At 60.6% G+C, this 22,943-nt stretch carries 22 protein-coding genes; 15 read left to right on the forward strand and 7 right to left on the reverse strand.

Annotation, left to right across the window (positions count from 1 at the left end):
* Positions 1-171 precede the first annotated feature (171 nt).
* Together Q0R02_RS13265 and Q0R02_RS13270 are read left to right on the forward strand one after the other, a co-directional pair.
* Positions 172-1,032: an SMP-30/gluconolactonase/LRE family protein gene (locus Q0R02_RS13265; protein WP_293884241.1), complete on the forward strand. Its 861-nt coding sequence runs from the start codon at positions 172-174 to the stop codon at positions 1,030-1,032.
* Positions 1,033-1,058: 26 nt separating this feature from the next.
* The gene (locus Q0R02_RS13270; protein ID WP_293884243.1) at positions 1,059-2,477 is read left to right on the forward strand and encodes a sugar porter family MFS transporter; all 1,419 of its coding nucleotides are present in this window, start codon (positions 1,059-1,061) and stop codon (positions 2,475-2,477) included.
* A gap of 150 nt (positions 2,478-2,627) precedes the next feature.
* Here Q0R02_RS13270 and Q0R02_RS13275 read toward each other — a convergent pair whose 3' ends face one another.
* Positions 2,628-3,419 carry a FadR/GntR family transcriptional regulator gene (locus tag Q0R02_RS13275; RefSeq protein ID WP_293884245.1) on the reverse strand — a complete coding sequence of 264 codons (792 nt, stop codon included), beginning with the start codon at positions 3,417-3,419 and terminating at the stop codon, positions 2,628-2,630.
* Between the two features lie 108 nt (positions 3,420-3,527).
* Positions 3,528-5,324 (reverse strand): IlvD/Edd family dehydratase, encoded by a 1,797-nt coding sequence (locus Q0R02_RS13280; RefSeq protein ID WP_293884247.1) that lies wholly within the window; start codon positions 5,322-5,324, stop codon positions 3,528-3,530.
* Between the two features lie 186 nt (positions 5,325-5,510).
* Between Q0R02_RS13280 and Q0R02_RS13285 the strand changes: the two genes are divergently transcribed.
* The 6 genes from Q0R02_RS13285 to Q0R02_RS13310 all read left to right on the forward strand — a co-directional run bounded on the left by Q0R02_RS13285 (position 5,511) and on the right by Q0R02_RS13310 (position 11,876).
* Positions 5,511-5,918, forward strand: a complete 408-nt coding sequence (locus Q0R02_RS13285) for a DUF2946 family protein (RefSeq protein WP_293884249.1) — start codon at positions 5,511-5,513, stop codon at positions 5,916-5,918.
* Positions 5,919-6,065: 147 nt separating this feature from the next.
* Entirely contained in the window at positions 6,066-8,231 is a 2,166-nt protein-coding gene (locus Q0R02_RS13290) for a TonB-dependent siderophore receptor (RefSeq protein ID WP_293884251.1), read from the forward strand.
* Between the two features lie 10 nt (positions 8,232-8,241).
* On the forward strand, positions 8,242-9,612 hold the full coding sequence (locus tag Q0R02_RS13295; RefSeq protein WP_293884253.1) for a PepSY domain-containing protein: 1,371 nt from the start codon (positions 8,242-8,244) through the stop codon (positions 9,610-9,612).
* Between the two features lie 103 nt (positions 9,613-9,715).
* A complete protein-coding gene (locus Q0R02_RS13300) occupies positions 9,716-10,021 on the forward strand; it encodes a hypothetical protein (protein WP_293884255.1) in 306 nt (101 codons plus the stop codon).
* The gene (locus Q0R02_RS13305; RefSeq protein ID WP_293884257.1) at positions 10,018-11,604 is read left to right on the forward strand and encodes a PepSY domain-containing protein; all 1,587 of its coding nucleotides are present in this window, start codon (positions 10,018-10,020) and stop codon (positions 11,602-11,604) included. Before Q0R02_RS13300 ends, Q0R02_RS13305 begins: the two co-directional genes overlap by 4 nt.
* The gene (locus Q0R02_RS13310) at positions 11,601-11,876 is read left to right on the forward strand and encodes a hypothetical protein (RefSeq protein WP_293884258.1); all 276 of its coding nucleotides are present in this window, start codon (positions 11,601-11,603) and stop codon (positions 11,874-11,876) included. Before Q0R02_RS13305 ends, Q0R02_RS13310 begins: the two co-directional genes overlap by 4 nt.
* 20 nt (positions 11,877-11,896) lie before the next feature.
* Here Q0R02_RS13310 and Q0R02_RS13315 read toward each other — a convergent pair whose 3' ends face one another.
* Genes Q0R02_RS13315 through Q0R02_RS13325 form a run of 3 tightly spaced genes read right to left on the reverse strand, consistent with a single transcriptional unit; the run spans position 11,897 to position 13,528 of the window.
* Positions 11,897-12,454: a DUF1190 domain-containing protein gene (locus Q0R02_RS13315; RefSeq protein ID WP_293884259.1), complete on the reverse strand. Its 558-nt coding sequence runs from the start codon at positions 12,452-12,454 to the stop codon at positions 11,897-11,899.
* Between the two features lie 10 nt (positions 12,455-12,464).
* Positions 12,465-12,878, reverse strand: a complete 414-nt coding sequence (locus Q0R02_RS13320) for a DUF350 domain-containing protein (RefSeq protein WP_293884261.1) — start codon at positions 12,876-12,878, stop codon at positions 12,465-12,467.
* An 11-nt stretch (positions 12,879-12,889) separates the two neighbouring features.
* On the reverse strand, positions 12,890-13,528 hold the full coding sequence (locus Q0R02_RS13325; RefSeq protein ID WP_293884262.1) for a DUF2491 family protein: 639 nt from the start codon (positions 13,526-13,528) through the stop codon (positions 12,890-12,892).
* A 123-nt stretch (positions 13,529-13,651) separates the two neighbouring features.
* Here Q0R02_RS13325 and Q0R02_RS13330 point away from each other — a divergent pair, with 123 nt between their 5' ends.
* From Q0R02_RS13330 to Q0R02_RS13360, 7 genes are all read left to right on the forward strand, one after another.
* Entirely contained in the window at positions 13,652-14,089 is a 438-nt protein-coding gene (locus Q0R02_RS13330) for a YjfI family protein (RefSeq protein WP_293884263.1), read from the forward strand.
* 27 nt (positions 14,090-14,116) lie between these two features.
* Complete coding sequence (locus Q0R02_RS13335) at positions 14,117-14,842, forward strand: PspA/IM30 family protein (protein WP_293884265.1); 726 nt, start codon at positions 14,117-14,119, stop codon at positions 14,840-14,842.
* Positions 14,843-14,847: 5 nt separating this feature from the next.
* Positions 14,848-16,014 (forward strand): glutathionylspermidine synthase family protein, encoded by a 1,167-nt coding sequence (locus tag Q0R02_RS13340; protein ID WP_293884267.1) that lies wholly within the window; start codon positions 14,848-14,850, stop codon positions 16,012-16,014.
* A complete protein-coding gene (locus tag Q0R02_RS13345) occupies positions 16,011-17,351 on the forward strand; it encodes a dicarboxylate/amino acid:cation symporter (RefSeq protein ID WP_293884268.1) in 1,341 nt (446 codons plus the stop codon). Before Q0R02_RS13340 ends, Q0R02_RS13345 begins: the two co-directional genes overlap by 4 nt.
* Positions 17,352-17,421: 70 nt before the next feature.
* Positions 17,422-18,834, forward strand: coding sequence for a short-chain fatty acyl-CoA regulator family protein (locus Q0R02_RS13350; RefSeq protein WP_293884269.1), 1,413 nt, complete (start codon positions 17,422-17,424; stop codon positions 18,832-18,834).
* Between the two features lie 74 nt (positions 18,835-18,908).
* Positions 18,909-19,880, forward strand: coding sequence for a hypothetical protein (locus Q0R02_RS13355; protein WP_293884271.1), 972 nt, complete (start codon positions 18,909-18,911; stop codon positions 19,878-19,880).
* Positions 19,877-21,079 carry a carboxylate--amine ligase gene (locus Q0R02_RS13360; protein ID WP_293884273.1) on the forward strand — a complete coding sequence of 401 codons (1,203 nt, stop codon included), beginning with the start codon at positions 19,877-19,879 and terminating at the stop codon, positions 21,077-21,079. Before Q0R02_RS13355 ends, Q0R02_RS13360 begins: the two co-directional genes overlap by 4 nt.
* Here the strand turns inward: Q0R02_RS13360 and Q0R02_RS13365 are convergent.
* Together Q0R02_RS13365 and Q0R02_RS13370 are read right to left on the reverse strand one after the other, a co-directional pair.
* Positions 21,048-21,515, reverse strand: a complete 468-nt coding sequence (locus Q0R02_RS13365) for a phosphotyrosine protein phosphatase (RefSeq protein WP_293884326.1) — start codon at positions 21,513-21,515, stop codon at positions 21,048-21,050. The two genes, Q0R02_RS13360 and Q0R02_RS13365, sit on opposite strands and share 32 nt — an antisense overlap.
* A 67-nt stretch (positions 21,516-21,582) precedes the next feature.
* On the reverse strand, positions 21,583-22,719 hold the full coding sequence (locus Q0R02_RS13370) for an acyltransferase (protein ID WP_293884275.1): 1,137 nt from the start codon (positions 22,717-22,719) through the stop codon (positions 21,583-21,585).
* Between the last annotated feature and the right edge of the window lie 224 nt (positions 22,720-22,943).

Below are 22,943 nucleotides of genomic sequence, written 5' to 3' on the forward strand. Positions count from 1 at the left end.
AAGGAATGCTGGAGAACCGAAGGTGAAGCCCATTCCGATTGCCTCCCCCGCGCGGCTGCGCACGTCACACCCAAATCCGATCGGCAAGTGCTTACTGATCATTGGTGGTGCTTCTGATAATGCAAGGATGTGCACCGGACACGGGTATTTTATGAACGCAGGCTGCTGTCGATGAAAGTCGAACGGGCCTTGGCGGTCGGCGCGACGCTGGGGGAGGGGCCTGCATGGATACGCGGGGCGCTGTGGTTCGTGGATATCAAGGGGCAGTTGATCCATTGCTTCGATCCCGCGAGCGGCGCGCATCGCCAATGGGTCACCCCCGAACAGGTTGGCTGGGTCTTGCCGTCAGTGAATGACGGGATGATCGTCGGTCTGCAGAGCGGTTTGCATCGGTTTGATCCGCGGACCGAAACGTTCACGCATTTGCATGATCCTGAGCCCGACAATCCGGGCAATCGCCTCAACGACGGTACGACCGACGCGCAGGGGCGGCTGTGGTTCGGCAGCATGGACGATGGTCATGTCGACAAGACTGGTCGCCTGTATTCCCACAACGCTGGAACCGTCGCCGACACCGGCCTGCCGCCAGTCCCTATCACCAACGGACCTGCGATTAGTGCCGACGCGCGAACGCTTTACCACACCGACACGCTCGCCAAGATCATCTGGCGGGTTCCCATCCAAGACGACGGTGCGCTGGGACGGGCAGAACCGCACATTAAAATCGAGGATGGTGCCGGATATCCAGACGGATCGGTCCTCGATGCCGAGAATTGCCTATGGACGGGCCTCTATGGCGGATGGGGCATTCGTCGCTACGATCCGGCGGGTGCACTCATCCAGACCGTTCGATTGCCGGTCTCCAACGTGACTAAGATGGCATTCGGTGGGCCGGACTTGCGCGTTGCCTATGTAACGACAGCGCGCCAAGGGCTGAACGCGCAGGCTTTGGCCGAGCAACCTATGGCGGGCGATGTGTTCACCTTTGAGGCAGGGGTTGCCGGGGTCGCGCTCGCCGACGCGAATATTTAAAAAAACGATAATCAAGGGAGAGCGAAATGGCGACTGCCGACCAACACGGATCTGCACCCGAAACGGACAACATCGGATTCATCGCGGCAATCGTGGCTGTGGCGACGATTGGAGGGCTGTTGTTCGGCTATGACAGTGGCGCAGTGAATGGAACGCAGGACGGATTGCGGGCGGCGTTCGCGCTCAGCGATGGTGGCCTTGGCTTCACCGTCGGATCGCTGTTGATCGGTTGCTTTATCGGGGCATTCTTTGCCGGCACGCTGGCCGACTCGATGGGGCGGCGCAATGTGATGCGCCTTGCCGCAATTCTCTTTCTGATCGGTGCGCTGACCCAGGGCTTTGCACATGCCCACCCTCTGTTCGTCGTCGCGCGCATCTGCGGCGGTATCGCGGTCGGTGCGGCCAGCGTATTGTCGCCCGCTTATATTTCCGAGGTCGCGCCCGCCAACATTCGCGGGCGCATGACAACGGTCCAGCAGATAATGATCATCACGGGGCTGACCGCAGCGTTCGTGGTGAACTATTTCCTGACCCAGGCGGCGGGTGCGTCGACAAGCCCATTCTGGTTGGGCATCGCCGCCTGGCGCTGGATGTACCTGATGCAGGCGATCCCGGCGTTGGTATTCCTCGTTGCCCTGTATTTCATTCCTGAAAGCCCTCGGTTCCTGGTTTCGAAGGGGCGGAATGAACAGGCCTTGATCGTGCTGGCAAAGCTGTTCGGCCCTGCTGCAGCCGCTCCCAAGCTCGACGAGATTCGGGCGAGTTTTTCGGTCGACCACCGGCCCCGGCTGTCCGACGTCCTGGCGCCGGGAACCCTATTGCGACCCATTGTCTGGGCCGGGTTATTGCTGGCGGTTTTCCAGCAGCTGGTCGGTATCAACGTCATTTTCTATTATGGTTCGACGTTATGGCAGGCGGCCGGATTTTCGGAATCGCAAGCGCTGATGACCAATATCATCTCGGGTAGCGTGTCGATCGTCGCATGTTTCGTTACGGTCGGCCTGGTCGACAAGATCGGTCGCAAGCCTTTGCTGCTGATCGGTTCGGCCGGGATGGCGATTACGCTGTTCACGATGGTTTATGCTTTTTCCACCGGCACCCTTATCGACGGAAAGCTGACGCTACCGGGCAATATGGGCCAGGTCGCCGTGGCTGCGGCGCTGACCTATTCGGTGATGTTCAACGTCAGCTGGGGCCCGGTAATGTGGGTAATGCTGGGTGAAATGTTCCCGAACCAGTTGCGCGGGTCGGCGCTGGCGGTTTGCGGTTTTGCCCAGTGGTTCGCCAACTACCTCGTTGCCCAATCCTTTCCGATCATGCTCGGCAGTATCGGACTGGCCAAAAGCTATGCCTTTTATGCGGTCTGCGCGACGATCAGCTTTTTCCTGGTCCAGAAGTTCATTCAGGAGACCAAGGGCAAGGAACTGGAAGCGATGGAAGGCTAACACACAACGTCCCCACGCGTCACGTCGCAGTGGGCGGCGTGACGCGGCGTCGGACCGGCGGCGGCAACCTATCGGATCAGCAGGTGTCTATGCGGTAGAAAGGGGGCGATTGTATGAGTAATCAAGCCAGAAAAGGTCCCGATATTTTGCCTAGAAGTCCAGCTCGATAACCGAACGCGTGTCTTCCATCGCCAGATGAACCAACTCCCGCATGGCTGCCCCCGCGCCGTCCGCATCCCCCGCAGCGATGCTTTCATAAACTCGCGCGTGATCGGGAATTGGGTCACGCGGAAGCACGCGCATACGCTGCTTGAACTGCGTGGTCCAGTTGACGGCGGCACCGATCGACGCACTCAAAACGATCATCGCATCGTTTCTGGTCGCATATAGGATTGCGGTGTGAAATTCCCGGTCGGCCATGCGTCCATTCTCGGTAGCCAAAGTAAACTCGTGCATCCCGGCCAGGGCGTCGCGCATCCGCGCCAAATCTTCCTGGTCTCGGCGCGCGGCAGCCATACTGGCCGCCGCCGGCTCGATGATGGACCGGACTTCGAACAGGCTGCGGATAAGACGCGCATCGGGTTCGCCCGTAAAGGCCCAGGTCAGGACGTCAGGGTCCAGCAAATTCCAGCGATCCCGAGGCAGGACGCGCGTTCCCGCCTTCGGGCGGCTGTGCACCAGGCCCTTGGCGGTCAGCACCTGAATGGCCTCGCGATAGGCGCAGCGGGACACGTCGAGTTCCTCGGCAAAAGCGATTTCGCCCGACAATGTGTCACCGGGTTTGTAGATGCCCGAAAGGATCGCAATCCCGATCTTGTTGGCAATCGCGCCTCTCAGGCGCCGACCGGTGGGGCGCGGTGCCAATACGGCCTGTGATGGAGTCAACAATGCTGCGGCTTTTCCCGGAAAATTAGAAACCGACTTTGGCAACGCATCCTTCATAAGCCTGTGTATCATGCAGGCGGGGCAGGGGGAACCTTGCGGCATAACCACATATGCTGAAACGATTTTCGCGGCGGGATAGGCGAGGACGGAAGACGCGCGTTCCGGTCAGTGACTGTCGCGAGGCAGGCCGGCGGTCTGGGCAACGCGCTGGTACTTCTCCGCTCCCTCCAGGATCGCGCCGCTTTCCAACTGGCCGACGACCGAGCGCTGAATTTCCTGCCACGGCGTCTGCGACTTCGGATAGGCATAGCCGCCCGCATCGACCAAAGCGCGGCGGCGTTCGGCAAGTTCTGCTGCGGTTATGAGCACGTCGACGGTGCAGCGCCGGAGGTCGACCCGCACCCGGTCGCCGGTCCGCAGCAGGGCAAGCCCGCCCATCGCCGCTGCCTCTGGGCTGGCATTGAGGATCGATGGCGAGCCCGATGTGCCCGACTGCCGACCGTCCCCGATGCACGGCAGCGCGTCAACGCCCTCGCGGATCAGATAGCTGGGCGGGCGCATGTTCACGACTTCTGCCGCGCCGGGATATCCGATCGGTCCGGCCCCCCGCATAAACAGCAAATTATCGTCGGTGATCGCCAGCGCGGGGTCGTCGATGCGGCGATGATAGTCCTCGGGACCGTCGAACACTACGGCAGGCCCCTCGAACGCCTCGGGATCGTCGGGGTTCGACAAATAACGCTCGCGGAATTCAGGGCTGATCACGCTGGTTTTCATGATCGCGGAATCGAACAGATTACCCCGCAGCACGATGAACCCGGCGTCCCTCATCAGGGGCGCTGCGAAAGGCCGAATGACCTGGTCGTTCTCGATGGTGGCGTCGCGGCAATTTTCGCCGATGGTCTTGCCATTGGCGGTGATCGCACCTTCACGGATTAGCCCTTGCTTCATCAGTGCGGCTACCACCGCAGGCACGCCCCCGGCCCGGTAGAAATCCTCGCCCAGATATTCGCCAGCCGGTTGCAAGTTGACCATCAGCGGCACCTTGTGGCCATAATCCTGCCAGTCATCGAGCGTCAGGTCGGCACCGACGTGACGGGCAATCGCGGCCAGGTGAATGGGCGCATTGGTCGATCCGCCGATGGCCGAATTGACAACGATGGCATTAAGGAAAGCGTCGCGCGTCATGATGTCCGAGGGCTTCAGGTCCTCCGCGACCATCTCGACGATGCGCCGACCGCTATGATAGGCGGCCTCCTGGCGGTCGCGATATGGCGCGGGAATTGCCGCCGATCCCGGCAGCGACATGCCCAGCGCCTCGGCCAGGCTGTTCATCGTCGTGGCGGTGCCCATCGTATTGCAATAACCGGTCGATGGTGCCGAACTCGCCACCAGCTTGATGAAACCGGCATCGTCGATCTCGCCTGTCGCCAACATCTGCCGCGCCTTCCAGACGATCGTGCCCGACCCGGTGCGCTCGCCCTTGTGCCAGCCATTGAGCATCGGGCCGACCGACAACGCGATGGCGGGGATGTTGACCGTCGCGGCGGCCATCAGGCACGCCGGCGTCGTCTTGTCGCAGCCGATCGTCAGCACCACGCCATCCAGCGGATACCCGTACAGCACCTCGACCAGCCCAAGGTATGACAGGTTGCGATCCAGCCCGGCGGTCGGGCGCTTGCCGGTTTCCTGGATCGGGTGGACCGGGAATTCAAGCGGCACGCCACCCATCTCGCGGATGCCGTCGCGAATGCGTTCGGCGAGCACAAGATGATGACGGTTGCACGGGCTGAGATCGCTGCCCGTCTGGGCGATGCCGATGATCGGCCGCCCCGAACGCAGTTCGTCCATGCTGATGCCGAAGTTCAGGTAACGTTCCAGGTACAGCGCCGTCATGTCGATGTTGTCGGGATTATCGAACCACGCGCGTGATCGAAGCGTAAGCACTGGTCTGTCGTTCATCTTGGTGTTCCGTCAGCAAGCGATTGAAAGGTAGATCATGACACGGACATAGGGATTGCCGGGGTCATTCGGCGACAATCGAATTACGGACTTTATATAGTCCGACAAATGAAAGCATGGCAAGTCATCGATAAGCGACACAATCGGCCGAGTGACACCAGTCCGCGGACGGCATAAGGGCGCATTGTGATCGCGCTCCGCCATCTTGCTCATTGTCATCGTCGCATGGCCGTGCTGCTGCTCGCCCTGGCGTTGCTCGTGAAAATGCTGGTTCCGACCGGCTATATGGTTGCGTCCACATCCGGCTCGATCCAGATTGTCATGTGCACGGGCGCCGGTCCCGTGAAGATCACGATGCCGACAGCAGTGGGTGATACACAGGACGTCGAGCACCGCCAGGACCATCAGGGCAATGCGACACCCTGTGCCTTTGCCGGGCTTGCGCATTCGGCACTTTCGGCTGTCGATCCGGTTCTGCTGGCGACTAATATCGCGCTGATTGTCACAACGGCGTTTCGCCTAGTCCCGCAGCAGGGCGCGGAGTGTCAGTTGCACCGCCGCCCCCCTTCCAGAGGTCCGCCAATCGCTGCCTGATGCCATGACCTGATCGAGGCGCGACGTCCCGACAGATCATCAGCCAGTCGCCCGCAGAGCCGGGTCGACGCCCGTGCGTGGCCCTTGGGCCGCGCGGCCAGTGCTTGCGCCGGGAGCCGGTCTTCCGCGCCGATTTCAGGATCTCTCATGTTAAAAACATTTCTCATCGTTTCAGCGTCTGTTTTTGCGTTCGCCGCGTCTGCCAAAGCCGCGGACAGCAGCAGCCATCAACCGCAGATTATCGTGACCGGCCAACGCGCAACAGACCCGCTCGATCAGGTCACCCAAGCTGGGAGTCGCCTGGGTCTCACCACCCGTGAAACGCCCGCGACAATCGAGACCATCACCCAGACAATAATGCTTGCAAAAGGACTGCGGACAACGGTCGAGGCTTATGACAGCGCGCCGGGCGTGGTCGCCGGGCTGTTGCCCGGTGAGCCTGCAAGCGCATCCATTCGCGGCTTTTCGACCGGCGCGGTTTCGTATCTTTTCGACGGTATGCGCGCCGCCGATTCAACGATTTTGAACCGCAATTACGACAGCTTCAATTTCGAACGGATCGAAATTCTGAAAGGGCCCGCATCGGTCCTCTATGGCGACGGCGCGCTGGCCGGAGCCATCAATCTGGTGCCGAAAACACCTTTGTTCGACAAGCAGCAGGTCGATGTCCTGGCCAGCTACGGCAGCTTCAATACAGTTCGGCTCGGCGTCGGGATCAATCAGCCGCTGTCGCCAAATATTGCCTTCAGGACCGACCTCAGCCTGTCGCGCTCCGACGGCTATGTCCATGACACCAATTCCCGGACGATCCAGTCGACATCCAGCCTGAAGCTGCAACCGCTGGACAATCTGTCGGTGTTGCTGGCGTTCGATTATTATGGCGACCGCAACCGCACGCCGTATCAGGGCGCGCCCCTGGTTCCCCGATCGGTCGCGCGCGACCCGTCAAACGTCGTTCGAACGACCAACGGCTACGTCCTCGACAAGGCGATGCGCGACGAAAACTATAACGTCACCGACGGCCGCATGGATTCAGACGCGTATTGGGGACGGGGCCGGGTCAGCTATGACTCTGGTGAGGGGTGGACGCTGACGGATGAAATCAATGCCTATAAGGGTAAGCGTCAGTGGGAGAATTCGGAGGATTTCACCTACAATCAATCATCGGGATTGCTCGACCGCAGCACGACCAAGATTTACCACGATCAGGACTTCTGGTCGAACCGCGCTTATCTGACGGCCAGCTTTACCGTGGCGGGCCTGCGCAACCGCATGAACCTGGGCGTCGAATATAGCCGAACCAGGTTCCAAACCATTCGTCGATTTGGCGACACGACCGCCGTTGCACTGTTCGATCCGGCGCGCGGCAGTTTTCCGGTCGACATCGCCGCAAATTATCCGGGCAACGGCAACCGTGCCAACTACGATTCCCGGATCGTCAGCTGGGCGGTGTTCGCTGAGGACGCCCTGAACCTCAACGACAAATGGTTGTTGCTGGGTGGCTTGCGGTTCGACGATATCCAGTTGCACCGTCGCATCGACGATCTGAACACGATGACGACCAACCTGTTCGGGCGATCCTTCAAGGCGGTGTCGGGGAGGATCGGAACCACCTATGACTTGGCCCCAAAGACCCAGTTATTCGCGCAATACAGCCATGCCATCACGCCGGTTGGCTCGCTCCTGCTTTCCAACAGCTTGCGCGCCAGCGTCGATCTGACGAAGGGGGATTCGATCGAGGGGGGGCTGAAGGCCAGCCTGTTTGCCGATCGTCTGACACTGACGGCTTCGGCCTATACGATCAGGCAGGCGGGCATATTGACGCGTGACCCGGCAAGACCGTCCATCCAGGTGCAGGGTGGCACCCAGTCGTCGCGGGGGCTGGAGTTTTCCGCGGTCGGCAATGTCACGCGCGCCCTGACCATCGATGCCAATGCGGCGGTTCTCAAGGCACGATATGATCGGCTGACGAACGGAAGCGGGGTCGACCTGTCGGGCAACCGCTCGGTCAATGTGCCGCAGCGGACCGCCAACCTCACGATCTTTTACAGTTTCGACGGCCTGCCCGTGACGGCCAGCGCCGCCGTGCGCCATGTCGGTGACATTTACACGAGCACGGCAAACGACATCCGGGTCCAGGGTTACACGATCATGAATGCGGCGCTCATCTATCGGGCGCCATGGGCCACTTTCACCATCAGGGGGCGAAACCTGGCGAACAAGTTCTACGCCTATTGGTCGGGATACAGCGACACGCAGGTCTTTGTCGGGGCGCCACGCAGCGTCGAAATCACTGTTTCCAGCAAGTTCTAGGAGCCGCACGATGCTCAATCGCACACTCGTTCGGTCCGGTGTTCATCGCGTTTTCTGGCGCTGGCATTTCTACGCCGGGCTGATGATCGCGCCCTTCCTCCTGATCCTCAGTGTGACAGGCGCAATTTACCTGTTCAACGACGAGATCAACGACGTCATTTATCCCGAACAGCGGTTTGTCGCGTCGCACCGGGTCGATCAGCAACCGTCACGAATGATCGAGGCGGCGGCAAGGGCCTTTCCGGGAACACCGACGCGGATCGATCTTCCGCGCACAACCGGTCGATCAGCCACAGTGTTCATCACGCCGGTCGTGGGCGATCCGGTTCGGGTCGCGGTCGATCCCGCGACCAGCCGGGTTCTGGGTTCGACGGTCTATAGCCACACTCTGGTGGGATTTGCCGACGAGATGCACGGTTCGCTGACCCTTGGGACCTTCGGTGACAGGATTGTCGAGCTGGCCGCGTGCTGGGCGCTGGTGCTGATCGTAACCGGCCTGTTTTTGTGGTGGCCGGGTGAGCGACGCGGTCTGGCTGGGGTCCTGTATCCACGCTTGCGAGGCGGTCGGTGCGTATTCTGGCGCGATCTTCATGTCGTGACGGGGGTCTGGGCGGCCGCCTTCATCGCTTTCCTGCTGCTGACCGGCCTGCCCTGGGCGGGGGTCGAGGGGGCATTGTTAAACCGGGGCACGGCCGCTCTGGGTATCGGATATCCGGCATCGAACCGCACCGAGAACGCGCCGACCAGCTTGCCGATGAAAACCGCACTGGGGGAGGCGCCCTGGACGATGCAACTGGCACCGATGCCAGCGTCGGCGATGCCGACCGGTCACGCCGGTCACGCGATGCCCATGCCGTCGGCAAATGATGATGCCGCCGTCACGGGTGTTGACCGCATCCGCGATACGCTGGCTTTCAAATACGATCTGAAAGGGGATTACCGGCTGTTCCTGCCCAGCGGGCCGTCGGGCGTTTACACCGCCTATACCTATCCCGATCAGCCGCAGGGCCAGCGCACCTTCTATTTCGATCGCTGGACGGGGGCCATGATCCGGGAAGTGGGTTACCGGGATTATGGCTGGGCCGCGAAAGCGATTGAACTCGGCATCCAGCTTCACATGGGCAATTATTTCGGGCTGGCGAACCAGTTGCTTATGCTTGCCACCTGCATCGCCATCATCGTGCTTGTCGTCAGCGGGATCGTCATGTGGTGGCGCCGCCGTCCGCCGGGAACAATCGGTGCGCCGACACGGGTATCCGCCGGCAATGTGCGTGGACTGGCAGTTGTTTTGGTCATCGGCGGCGTGCTGTTCCCGGTATTCGGCCTGTCGCTTGTGGCGATCTTCCTGATCGACTGGTGCAGGCAATCGCTCAAATCATAAGCCAAAGCGTCGCCCATTGCGTTTGTGCTATTGAGAATTGTTCTCATTTGAATTATCGACATCTACGGCCGTGGCCAGCATAAACATATGGGGCGTTCGCACGATGTCGGCCACTACGATCAAATGGATCAGGATCGGATTTGCGGGGCCGGGCGCGGTCGTCATCGCGCTGGTGACGATGGCCGGCATGGCGTTGTGGTTGCCGCGCGGGGCCGCAGGGATCGACAATTTGGTGCTGCCGTTGATGCTGGTTCCACTGGTCTGGGCGGCACTGCTTTTTCATGCGTGTCTCGACCGGCGGATCGGGCGGGTCGCGCTGGTCGCACTGTTAGTCTTCATGGTCCACGCCGCGTTGATCGCCGGTCAGTTTCTCGACCACCCGGTTCCTGCCGCTGGATCGCGCCCATGATCAACCTGGCCAAGCGCGAGACCAAGCTGATGATCGCCGTCCACGGCTGGTCGGCGATCGTGCTCGGCTTGCTGCTCTATGCGGTCGTGCTCACCGGCATGATGGCGGTTTTCGCAGACGAGATCGGTATCTGGTCCGCCGGACGGGTGCAGACCGTTTCGGCTTTCCAGCGGCCCATCGATCGATCGATCCGCGACCTCGCCGCGCGCACGCCCGTCAAATATCATGACGACATCAATCTCTTCGAAGTTGGCGACCACGGCCTCGGGGCATTTTTCCACCGCGACGAGGTTGCGAAAAGTGGCGAGCCGATCAGCCGGGGCATTTATTACCAGCTCGATACAGCGGACAAGATCATCAGCGCCCGCGAAGGCACCAGCGAGGAGGTGTTCGGTCCGCGGAATGACGATGCGCTGAGCAGTTTTCTGGTCGATACGCACGTGCGCCTTCATCTGCCGAACCCATGGGGGCTGATCCTCACCGGGATCCTCGGCCTCGCAATGCTGGTTGCGGCAATCTCGGGCCTGTTGATCCATCGTCATCTGTTCACGAATATTTTCACCTTGCGCAAAAACGTCGGGTCCGTCCTCGTTGCGCGGGATCGACACAGCGTGGCCGGGACCTGGAGCTTGCCATTCGCATTCGTTCTCGCCTTCACCGGCAGCTTCTTTTCGTTCTTCGGCACCGTCGGGGTGCCGATTGTCGCCATGGCAGCATTCGGCGGCGACCAGCAGGCCATGAACGAAGCGATTTATGGAAATCCGGTGAAACCCGATGCCACCGCGACCCGAACCGGCAATCTCGATCGCATCGCGCGCGACCCGATATTGCGCGCGGGTGAAATACCGACTTTCATGACGATCGAAAAACTCGGGCGCGCCGACGCCAGTGTCACGACCTACCATCCGGCGGGGGAGGGCGCCATCGTCCCCGTCTCGCTCGGCTACCATGGCGCGACCGCAGCCTTCGACCGGATCAAGCCGTTGATCGGGGCCAGACCCTCCTTCGGCGGGTCGGCGGCGGGCATGATGAGCCCGCTGCATTTCGGTAATTTCTTCGGCGTGTTGTCAAAGGCGGTCTGGTTCGGGCTGGGCTTTGCGATGTGCTATGTCACGCTGAGCGGACTTCGCCTGTGGTTGGTGCGTCGCCGTGACCAGCAAAGATCGCTCGACTGGCTCGAACGCGCCACGACTGTCGTCGGCTTTGGTCTGCCCTTCGCCCTCGCGCTGTCGGCGGCGGCTTTCCTGCTGTCGATGCCGCGCGGATCGGCCGTTTTCTGGACTCCCGCTGCGTTCCTGATCGCGTCCGCCATTGCAATAACCGCGGGCGTTTTCATGCGCACCAATGCCCGGCTTGGTTATTTCCTGCAGAGAATAACCGGAGCAACGCTGGTCGCGCTGCCCTTCCTTCGTCTCGTCATGGGCGGGCCGGGATGGCCCATGGCGCTTGCGGCGGGGCAACCGGTGATCATGGCCGTCGACATCGCGGTCGGCGCGGCAGGCTGTTGGATTTTGTGGCAGCACTCTCGAATCTCGGATCGCAAGCTGGCACCTCTGCCCGCTGCACTGAAACGCGCCGAATGATCGTGCTCCCGGTCCTGGCCATCGCCGTGTCGGGCCTATCGATTGGGGTCTTGTGCGTCGGCGATCCCAAGCGCCGCCGCGTCGGCTCCGGGCGCGGGGACGGGCAGGGCAAGTCTGTTCGGCGCATCGCGGTTGCCCTGGCGTGCCTCCCCGGCATGATTCTTGCTGCGACCGGTGATGTCTCAGGATTCCTGGGTTGGGTCGGCGGATGCTCCCTGATCGGATGGGGCATCACGCTGGCCATCAGCAAATTCAGCGCCGGGCGACCCTGATTTCCCTAACAACCTGATGGTCAACCACCGAAGCCGCGCCCGATCGACCCGCCGAACCCCCCTCTCGAAATAACCGAACTGCGCGACTGAACCCTTGCTGGCGCGCTGGCAGCCGGGTTGAACGCGTTGGATCCGACCTGAGTGCGTCCACTGACATAGTCGCGCGTGATGCGGCCTCCGGCACCTCCGAAATAATCGCCATTCCGGTCGCGATACATCGGTGCGCCACGATAGCCTCCGCCGCCGTTCAGCGCCTGGCCGATGATGAAGCCGGTCAGCAACGGTGTGAAAAAACTGCCGTTCGATCGAGGCGCACATTGGGCCGCGCCATATTGCTCTTCGCAGGTTTGCCTGTCCTCGTACCGGGGCGCAACCTTCTCATTGTCGGCCTGCGCCTGGGCATAGGCGGCATCGCATTGCGCGGCGGGCAGGGCCCCCGCCGCCCGGCACTCCGCCACCGATGTGTAGCTGACGGCATCGACCGGCTTGCCAACGCTATCCGCCCCATCGCACGCTGTCAGAGAGACACCTGCGCCTGCCATCATCGTGGTAAGGACCAGAGCCTTTGATCGCTTCATGATTGCGTCCTCAGTTCGTCATGCACGCGGCGTTCAAAACGCCGACGGTGATAGAAATGCTCGCCATATAGGTCGCCGCTGCCATCTCGCCGCGCACGATCCGGGTGCTGAAATCGGGCATGACGAACCGACGGACCACGGTGAACACGACGATCTGGATGACACCCGCCAGCAACGCCCATGACGCGAACTCGGCAAGCGTGAACGTGTGGGCGAGCGCGGACGCAAGTGGCAGCACATAGCCGATCAGCGCCGCACCCAAAGTGAGTGCGGCAGCGACGTTGCCGTCACGGATCAATTCGTGTTCGTTGTAGGGCGTGGCCCATTGATAGACGATCTTGAAAAGAATGGTGAACAATCCTGCGGCAAAAAACGCGATGATGAAGGCGATTGCGCTGGTTTGAAAACTGTACAGGTCGATCATATTCTTCCCCTTCAGGCCTTGAATTCGCCAAATTCGAGCGCGACGCCAAGCATTATTTCAAACGACACTTCCCCGGCCTCGTTTTCTTGGTCGATCGCCAGCAAAAGTTCGCGACCATCACCGTCCAGCGGGCGTGCGAACAGCATGCAGGTCTGGAAGATACGGCGATCCACGATACCATCGCGGTCGTCGTGGACATCCTCCCAAAAACTTACCGGTTCCTGGCACGGAGCAGCATCGTCGAACCAGAAGCGGCGATATTCGGGAAGGTCCGACGTCGTAAAGGCGGGGGCCGAAAGTCGCGCGCGCCATGCCGTTCGTTCTGCGGCCGCTCCAGGATAGCTACTTTGCCAAGGCGCGAACAGAGTCACATCGGTAACGTCCTGCCCCTCGCGATCGTTTGTGACGGCCTGGAACATGATGTCATCATCGGTGTAGAAGCGATGAACGAACCCGCCTTCGCCCAATTCGACCAGCCCCTGCGCTACGATCTGCAGGGTGTCGCTATCAAACGGAAATCTAAGGGCGTCACCAAACCGCCGCCACGCCAACGGATCGAGGATCATACTGCGACCCAGCGTGACGTTTCGGATGATGGGAAGTGGTGACCCTTCCAAGGCCTGCTTTCGACCGAAAAGACGATTAAACATAAAACCTCTCGAGGTGAGCTTCTGGCTATAGGGTAAACCCGCCGGGTGCGATAGCACCGCCAAATCACTGGCGCCCTTTGGCGGATGTTCTATGAGGACACAAATGCCTGCTCTGGAGCGAATATGACCGACACCCCGTGGACCGTCCGCACGCTGAAGGCCGCGCTCGACTCCCATCCGGCTTCCAGCAACGGCGAAGTGACTGCCCGTGTTGTCGAGGGGACGGACCCGGTCTTGATGGTCACGGTGCACAGCCACGGCGACCTGGAACTTTTTGTCAATGTCAGCGAAGCACAGATCGCCGCGTCGGTATTGCTTTGGCCCTGTGACGAGCAGCAGAACCGTGCCGCCTTCAACGAGTTTCTTTTGAAGGCGCAGAAGTTGGTGCCACTTTCGAATTTCGGGATCGGTACCGTCGACGGGCGTGATTTTTACGAATTGTTCGGCGAACTCGCGACGACCAGCTCGCTGGAGACGATCGTCATCGAATTGCGTATGCTGGCTGAAAACGCCATCGCGGCGGCCACCGATTTGCGCCAGGCGTTCGTTCCTGCGACCTGATCCCCTTATTTGTTCGGAGACGTTGCCATGGCAATCTGGAGTAAATTATTCACCCTCGGTCGCGCAGGCGCGCATGAAGCGACTGCGGCGGTCGTTGACGCCAACGCTTTGCGTATTCTCGATCAGGAAATTCGCGACGCCGACAAGGCGCAGGGAAAGGCGCGTGACGACCTGGCCGGTCTGGTCGCCCGACGCCGGATGCTGGAAACCGAGGTTGAGAGTTTTCGGTCGCAGGTTGCCAAATACGAAGCGTCCGCACGCACGGCGGTCGAAAAGAGCAACATGGATTTGGCGCGTCAGGTTGCCCAGCGCATCGCCGATCTGGAACAGGACATGTCGCTGAAGGTCCCGCAGATCGACGGGATGCGCGAGGCCGAGGAGCAAATCCACGCAACGATCGCCACGACCGATCGCAAGATCGACCAATTGCGGCGCGAGGTCGAAGTCGTAAAGGTCAACGAATCGGTGCAAAGGGCTCAGGCGACCGTCGCGGCGAGTGGCGCCGGCAGTTCGCTCGGTTCGGCCGCCGACAGCCTTGCGCGTATACGTGAGCGGCAGGCAATTCGGGGCGAGAAAATTCGGGCAGCAGGCGAAATCGAGGATCGACGCACGGGCGCGGACCTCGACGAGAAACTGCGGATCGCCGGGATATTGCCGGGCCAGTCCTCGGCTGACGATATCCTCGCGCGACTTGCCGCGCCGGCCAAACCGCTCCTCGAAGCACGCAATGATACCAAGACGCTCGAAAGCTGAGTCTGGTGCGACGCATCACGTTTGAGCCCCGCACAGATTGGCGCGAAAAAGCGGATGCGATCGGCTTTGTCTATCACGACACCGACGGCGCGCCGTACTGGGACGAGGCGACCGCATATGGCTTTACGCTGGCCGAGATCGAAAACGACATCGAGCCCGCAGCCGAAGCAGTCCACCAGCTTTGCCTTCAATTGGTCGACGAGGTCGTGCGCAACGACGCGCTGATGGACCGTCTCGCCATACCCGAGCCCTATCGCGCGTTTGTCGCCGAATCCTGGCGGTCGCGACAGCCCTCACTCTATGGCAGGTTCGACTTCTTCTACGACGGGCGGGGGCCGGCAAAGCTCTACGAATATAATGCGGATACGCCCACCTCGGTATTCGAATGTGCGACGTTTCAGTGGTTGTGGCTCGAGGAGTTGCTCGCATCGGGGACATTGTCCGCCGAAACCGACCAGTTCAACAGCCTGTTCGACGCCCTGCGCGGGCGCTTTGCCACGCTGTTCCCGACCGGAGGGTTCGTTCATTTCGCAGCCGACGCGGACGCGATCGAGGATCGCCAGACGGTGCGGTTCTTCGAGGACATCGCGTCGCAGGTCGGTATCGAACCAAAATTCGTTGCAATGCGCGACATCGGAGTGAATGCCACGGGGCACTTCGTCGATGCAGACGGGTTCGAATTGCGAGCGGCGTTCAAGCTGTATCCTTGGGAGCACATGCTCCGCGAACCTTATGCGCCCCACCTTCTGACCGCCGGGGTCCGGTGGATCGAGCCGGCATGGAAGGCGATCCTGTCGAACAAGGGCATTTTGCCATTGCTGTGGGAACGCCATCCCGGACACCCGAATCTTCTGCCCGCTTTTTTCGCCGATGATCCCGCTGCCAATACCCTTGGCCCCAGCTATGTCAGAAAGCCGATCTTCTCGCGTGAGGGTGCCAATATCGTAACGGTTCGCGATGGCATTGCCGGAGCCACGGTCGATCAGGGCTATGGCGGCGAAGGCCATGTCTGCCAGGCGCTGCTTCCTCCTCCCGAATTTGCAGGCAAGTATCCGGTCCTTGGCGTCTGGATGGTCGGCGATGCGGCCGTGGGCATGGGCGTGCGGGAGGATGTCGACCCGATTACGCGCAACCTCGCGCGCTTCGTGCCGCACATCATCGAGGCGCAGTGATCGTCGGCCGACCCCGCGAGCCATTACCGGACCGGCCGATCCCGCAGCCCTGGTATGGCCAGCTCTACATCCAGGTCGTCATCACCATAACCGCGGGAGTCCTTCTCGGCCATTTTGCGCCCGCGACCGGACAGGCGATGCAACCGCTCGGCGATGCCTTCATCAAATTGATCAAGATGATCATTGCGCCCGTGATCTTCCTGACGATCGTCACCGGCATAGCCGGAATGCGCGACCTTAAAAGCGCGGGGCGGGTTGCGGCCAAGGCGTTCGCCTACTTCCTGTTCTTTTCAACGCTCGCGCTGTTCGTCGGGATGATCGTCGCCAACGTCATTCGTCCGGGTGCCGGGCTCAATATCGACCCAGCCACGCTCGATGCGTCAAAAGTGAGCGAGTTCGCGGCAAAAGCGCACGAAAGCTCGGTTACCGGATTTCTTACGGCAATCATCCCCGACACGTTCCTGTCGTCCCTGACACAGGGCAATATCTTGCAAGTTCTCTTTGTCTCGATTCTGTTCGGCGTCAGCCTCGCGCTGATCGGTGATCGCGGAGCGCGCGCGTTGATCGTTCTGGAAGACGTGTCAATCGTATTTTTCAAACTTGTCAGTATCGTGATGCGTGTTGCACCAATCGGCGCATTCGGTGCGATGGCCTTCACGATCGGCAAATTCGGGATCGGAACGCTTGCCAACCTCGCGCTCCTGGTGAGCACTTTTTATGCCACCTCGCTGCTGTTCGTCATTCTGATCCTCGGAACCGTCGCGAGACTTGCCGGTTTTTCGATCTTCAGACTCATTGCCTATCTGAAAGCCGAATTGCTGCTAGTCCTTGGCACCTCGTCATCGGAAAGCGCCCTGCCATCGTTGATCGAGAAGATGGAGCGGGCGGGCTGCCCCAAGTCGATCGTGGGTCTGGTCGTTCCCACAGGCTACAGCTTCAATCTGGACGGCACCAATATCTACATGACGCTCGCCGCGCTGTTCATTGCGCAGGCTTGCAACGTGCACCTCACTATCGGACAGCAACTGTTGCTACTCGGCGTCGCCATGGTGTCATCAAAGGGGGCAGCAGGGGTCACGGGGGCTGGCTTCATAACCCTGGCCGCGACACTGTCGATTGTTCCATCCGTGCCCGTCGCGGGAATGGCTTTGATACTGGGCGTCGATCGCTTCATGAGCGAATGCCGCAGCCTGACCAACTTCATCGGCAATGCGGTGGCGACAATCGTGGTCTCGCGGTGGGAAGGCGCGCTGGATAGCGTTCAGCTTGAAGCCGCGCTGACTGGCCGCGCGCCTCCGGTCGAACCATTGCCGAAGGGCGCTGTTTCCGCAGGCTGAATACTCGGCTGGACTTCGCCCGGCGGATTTGCAAAACGCCACTGATCTTTTGCAATGGACCTGACAGCCTATGTTGCAGACACCGCGCAAACGTGTTTTCGCAGGAGAACGTGCGCGCACCTTGCGGGCAAGACATGGCCTAAACCAAACCGAGCTGGCGGCGCGGATCGGCCTGTCCGTAAGCTATCTTTCGCAGATCGAAAGCAACGACCGCCCAATGACCGATGCCGTCCTGATGGCATTCGCCCGTGCATTTCCCGATGACTGGGCGGACACCGGAGCGGACGACACAATGGCCTTGCTGGCCGCGGTCGAGGCTGCTGTGCACGCGACGACGACCCCCGATTCCGAATTTCCGCCCGATGCAATGCGACGGGCCGTGAACCAGCAACCGCTTCTTGCCACGCATCTGGTATCGCTTCATGCCGCCTACGCCCGGTCGCAGGAGCAGCTACGCTCGCTCGATGATGCGCTGAACAGCGGCAGCGAAACGCCGCTGCCGTGGGAGGAGGTCCGCGACTGGTTCCACGCGTCGGGCAATTATATCGACGCAATCGACCGGCGGGCTGAAGCAATCGCGTTGGAATTACTGGACGAGGCGGGTCCGGCGGCTGCAATCACTGAGCGCCTGCAGCGGGCGCATGGCGTTTCAATCGGTAGCGACCTGCCTGCGGATCGCCCTTTGCGAAGCTTCGACGTGACCTCAAGAACATTGTCGGTCGATCCATCATTGCCCAGCGAGAGCCGACTATTCCTGCTTGCCCACCAGTTGATGCGACTGGAGCTGGCAGCGCCGATCCACGCTGTCATAGACAGCGCCCGGCTGCGCTCCGAGGAAGCGTTTCAGCTACTTTCAGTGGGTCTTGCCAATTATGCCGCCGGCGCGTTGCTGATGCCATATTCACAATTCAGGCACGCTGCCCGCGCATCGCGGCACGATATCGACGCCCTGCGCCTGGAATTCGGTGTAAGTTTCGAACAGGCGTGCCACCGTCTTTCGACCTTGCAACGTCCGGGCGCCACAGGAATTCCGTTCTTTTTCTGCCGCGTCGACATGGCGGGAAATATTACAAAGCGCCATTCGGCCACGCGTTTGCAATTTGCGCGTTTTGGTGGCGCATGTCCGCTGTGGATCGTCCATGAAGCGGTTGCCATTCCCGACCGCGTTCTGGTGCAACTTGCCGAGACGCCCGATGGCGTGCGCTACGTCTCGATGGCCAAGGGTCTCGTCAAACCGTCGGGCAGCTTTGCCCGGCCGAGCCGCCGCTATGCCGTCGCGCTGGGGTGTGAGGTCGACTATGCACAGGACTTTATCTATGGCGATCAACTCGACGTGGCGGGCAGCCGAAGCGTGACGCCGATCGGCGTATCCTGCCGGATTTGCCCGCGACGGGAATGCGAGCAGCGCGCATTTCCCCCGGCTGGGCGGAACATCCACGTAAACCCCGACCATCGTGGCGTGGTGCCCTACACTTTCGACTGACGTCAATTCAGGTGTTATTTTAACCCGCACAGGCGCTAACGGCAAAGAAACACTATGGCGGCTAAAGAACCACAATGACCGCCGTATTGATCACTGTTGATACCGAGCTGTCCGCTCGACTTCACCGCCTTGGGACCAGCGCGCAGGAAAATTTCGATCTGTCTGTCCTCGGACGGTGTGGCGCCGGTCATTTCGGAATCGAATGGCAGATGCACGTGTTGGACAGACACGGACTGAAGGGGATTTATTTTGTAGACCCGATGCCGTCGCTGGTCCTCGGTGAAGCGGTCATTGCCAGCATCGTTGAACGTGTCCTTGCGCGGGGTCACGAGGTCCAACTCCATTGCCATCCTGAATGGCTCGAATGGGCGATCGCCTCGCCAGTCGAGGGGCGGCGCGGTCGCAACATTGCCGATTTCCCGCTGGCCGATCAGATAAGTCTGCTGGACTATGGTTGTGGCGTCCTCGAGCGCGCGGGTGCCCCGCGACCGACCGCATTCAGGGCGGGAAACTTCGGTGCGAATGACGATACGCTAAGAGCAGTTGCAGCGGTCGGACTGACGTATGACTCCAGCGTCAACGCCGATTTTCTTCGGGGTGATTGCCAGATCACGATACCTGCCGGGCAAAACTCACCCGTCGAGATTCTTTCGACGATCGAACTGCCTGTTTCCGGCCTGTACGACCGCCCCGGTCATTTCAGGCCCGCGCAGGTCTGTGCGATGTCGGACTGGGAGATGCGCGCTATGCTCGATCATGCGGCTACCATAGGACAGTCGGTGGCGACGATCGTCACGCACAGTTTCGAAATGCTGTCCCGCGATCGCCAGCGTCCGAACTGGTCAGTGATCAAGCGTTTCGACCGCCTCGCCAAATTCATCGGCAGCCACCCGCGTCTGGAAAGCGCGACGTTCGGGACGCTTGATCCTGCCGCGTCGGTCAGTGAGAATTTGCCGCGTCGCGCGCCGAACATATTTCGAACCGTGGCGCGCACGGTCGAACAGGTTGCCGCGACCGTTCTGTACGAACGCACGTCACGTTCATGAAGGCGCTGGTCCTTGGGTCGGACACGCCGATTGGACTGACCATCATCCGTGAACTGGGTGCGCATGGCGTCGAGGTCGAGGCGATCGGGCGCTCCGGTCGATCGATCGGCGGCGCGTCACGCTTCGCTACGAAGGAGCATGTCCGGCCACAGGGTGCGATCGACCAGTGGGTTCCGCAGCTCATCAGACAGTCCGGCGCGGACGCGCTGCTGGCGGTGTCCGAATCCGATCTCCTCGAGCTGTCCGCGCTGCCAAGGCTTATCGAAAATTGCCACATCCTGACGCCGCGCCCCGGACCATTGGCCCAGGTGCTCGACAAGTCGGTGACGCTGGCACTGGGGCGCTCGCTCAAAATGGACGTCCCAATCAGCTGGCAGCCGGTTCAGGGGGAAGACTTTGCAGCGCGGACGCAAAGCTTTGATTATCCGGTTATCCTGAAATGGGCCGACCCGCCAAGGCTCGCGCCCATGCTCGCGGAACGGGGACTGACCTTCCTGAAGGCCGAGTATGCGAACGACGAAAGCGCTTTGCTTGCGGCGCTCAGCCGATACGACGGGCTGGCACGCTGGCCGCTGGTTCAAACCTATTGCCCGGGTGTCGGTATCGGCCAGATGATCCATATGTCGGGAGGGCAGGCAACGCTTCGTTTCCAGCATCTCCGACTCCATGAATGGCCACCTGAAGGCGGCGTTTCGACGCTATGCCGAAGCGTTCCCATCACCGAACACAGCGCCCAGATGATACAGTCCGAGGCTTTGCTGCGGGCTTTCGACTGGGATGGGCCCGCGATGGTGGAATATCGTCACGACCCGGCAACCGGGCGCTATTGGTTGATGGAGGTCAACGGCCGATTTTGGGGAAGCTTGCCACTGGCGTCGGCAAGCGGGGCAGAGTTTGCATGGGAATCGTTTCGGCGCAGCGTGCTGCGTGAGACCGCGACCGCACCCGTCCCACGGACAGACCTGCGCGCGCGATACATGATTCCCGAATCCCGCAGGTTGGTGCGCGTCGTTTTCCAAGAACAGGCCATCAGGGACAGCAGCTTTCGGCGGCGACCTTGGGCGGAAACCCTCGACTATTTCCTCGAATTTTTTAATTTCCGGACGCGATATTATGTCTTCAGGTTCGATGACCCCAGGCCCTTGATCTGCGATTTCGCCAATATCGTCAGGAAGCTTTGGTCCCGGGAACAAGGATAGCCAGCGTCCGGACCGCGTGATCGATCCGCTTGAGGCAGGTTCGCACATAACTCTCCGACAGCCGATACGGGTCGTGCAGGTGCGGAACGCCCGCATACCGCCCCAGCAAGTCAATCTGCAGGCCGTCGAACCGTGGATCGCTGTGCAACCTCGCGATCTGACGAACCTCCATCACCAGCATCAGATCATCGGGCCGGGCCTGAAAATCCCCGACCGCGGTCGTGCGATGGCGCGTTAGATCGACGTTCAGTTCGCGCGCTACCTCGGTCACTGGAGGATGCGCGGGAAGCCCGCTGGTCGTGCTGAGACCGAAGGAAGCGGAATTCAACCCAATGTCTTGTGCCAGGACATCGGCATATGAGCTACGACAAATATTGCCGTGACAAACGAATACCAATCGTCTGATTTTGGTCAGGTCGGCCCGAGGTACGACCAATGACTGACCATGGGAAATGATGAGCCGTACCAGCCCGCGCCAGGTGCCGAAGGAGCGATCGATTGTGCTAACTCTGGGCACGGTACTGCTTGACTCCCCGTAAAGCTTTCAGCCTGTCACTCACCAGGTCGACGAGCCACCGCACAAGCGGCTTTAACCGTCCGCGTTGCATCTCCGTGACCTGCGCCACGACCGCGATAATGACCAGCGCAATCGTGGCGATAAGGACCGCCGATCTTTCATTCGGGAAATAGGCTGCGAGCACGGCTGTGACGACCAGGATCGCAGGCTGGTGCAATAGATAAAGTGTGAATGACCGGGCGACACCCCAACGGATCGGGGATCGGAAAAATCCTATAACGGCGTTCAGCTCCGGACCCAGTTGCTTGGCAGCCGTCAGGTTGAGCGCAATGCTGCAAGCGAGCATGGTGTCGGTCAACAGGTATCGCGACCACGCCATCTGGGTCCACCAAAAGTCATGGCCCAGACCGCGCTCCAGCCACTGTCCGCCAGCTCGTTGGAGGTCCAGATTATAATAAACGGCGAACACCACAGCTGGTTGTACGAACGCCAGCCAGATCATTGATTTCCGCCATCTCCTCGTGGCCGTTTCGCGAAAAGCCAGCCATCCCACTGCCCAGATCGGGAACAGCAACATGATATTGGGGCTCGCGATCAGCATGACACCGGCAGTCAGGGCAATTCTGGTCCGACCCCGACAGTAAAACAGGGTCGCGAAAATCACATAATACCAAAACTCGTAGCTGATCGACCAGAACGGGGTGTTCGACATAATCTGGATGGACACCCACGCTTCATTCAGCATTGTAGCACCCATTAGCAGGCGCAAGAAATCCGAGCCCGGCGGCGGCATCCCGCTATACAATTGTGGATCAATCGCTTGGCCGGTGCGGTCGAAAACATAGGTCAGCACAAGGCAAGGCAGCACCACCGAATAAACGCGCGTGAGGCGAGCAACGGCATAGGCACGAACCCCTGCCGGTGGCCTTGGATCGACGCCGGTGGTCCGGGGGGGCGTGGTCGAAAATGGGATGACAAAGCCGGATAATACGAAAAATACGACCACCGCCTCGTGGCCAAAGCTGTTCCACAACGCCTTCGACGCGCCGGTGTTTGGCAAGCCCGCGAGGTGAAAAACGAATACCTCCAGCGCGGCCGACAGCCGCAAGAGGTCGAAATACAAGGATTGTCCACGATGCATAAATGATCTTCGAACGGATATTGAACTGCCTATGACACGCCATACGGCGACTTTCCGCTAAAAACGTAGCGATCTGCGCTCTGCCACCCTTTTCAAATCGCCTGCGGACGCTAAGGCGCGGGGGCGGGGGAGCGAATTTCCGGGCCCTATTGGACAGGCGGTCCATGGCGTCCCCAGCTAGGGCATCCCTTAATGACCAACGGCCG

It is taken from the genome of Sphingomonas sp., assembly GCF_025353885.1.
GTDB lineage: Bacteria > Pseudomonadota > Alphaproteobacteria > Sphingomonadales > Sphingomonadaceae > Sphingomonas_O.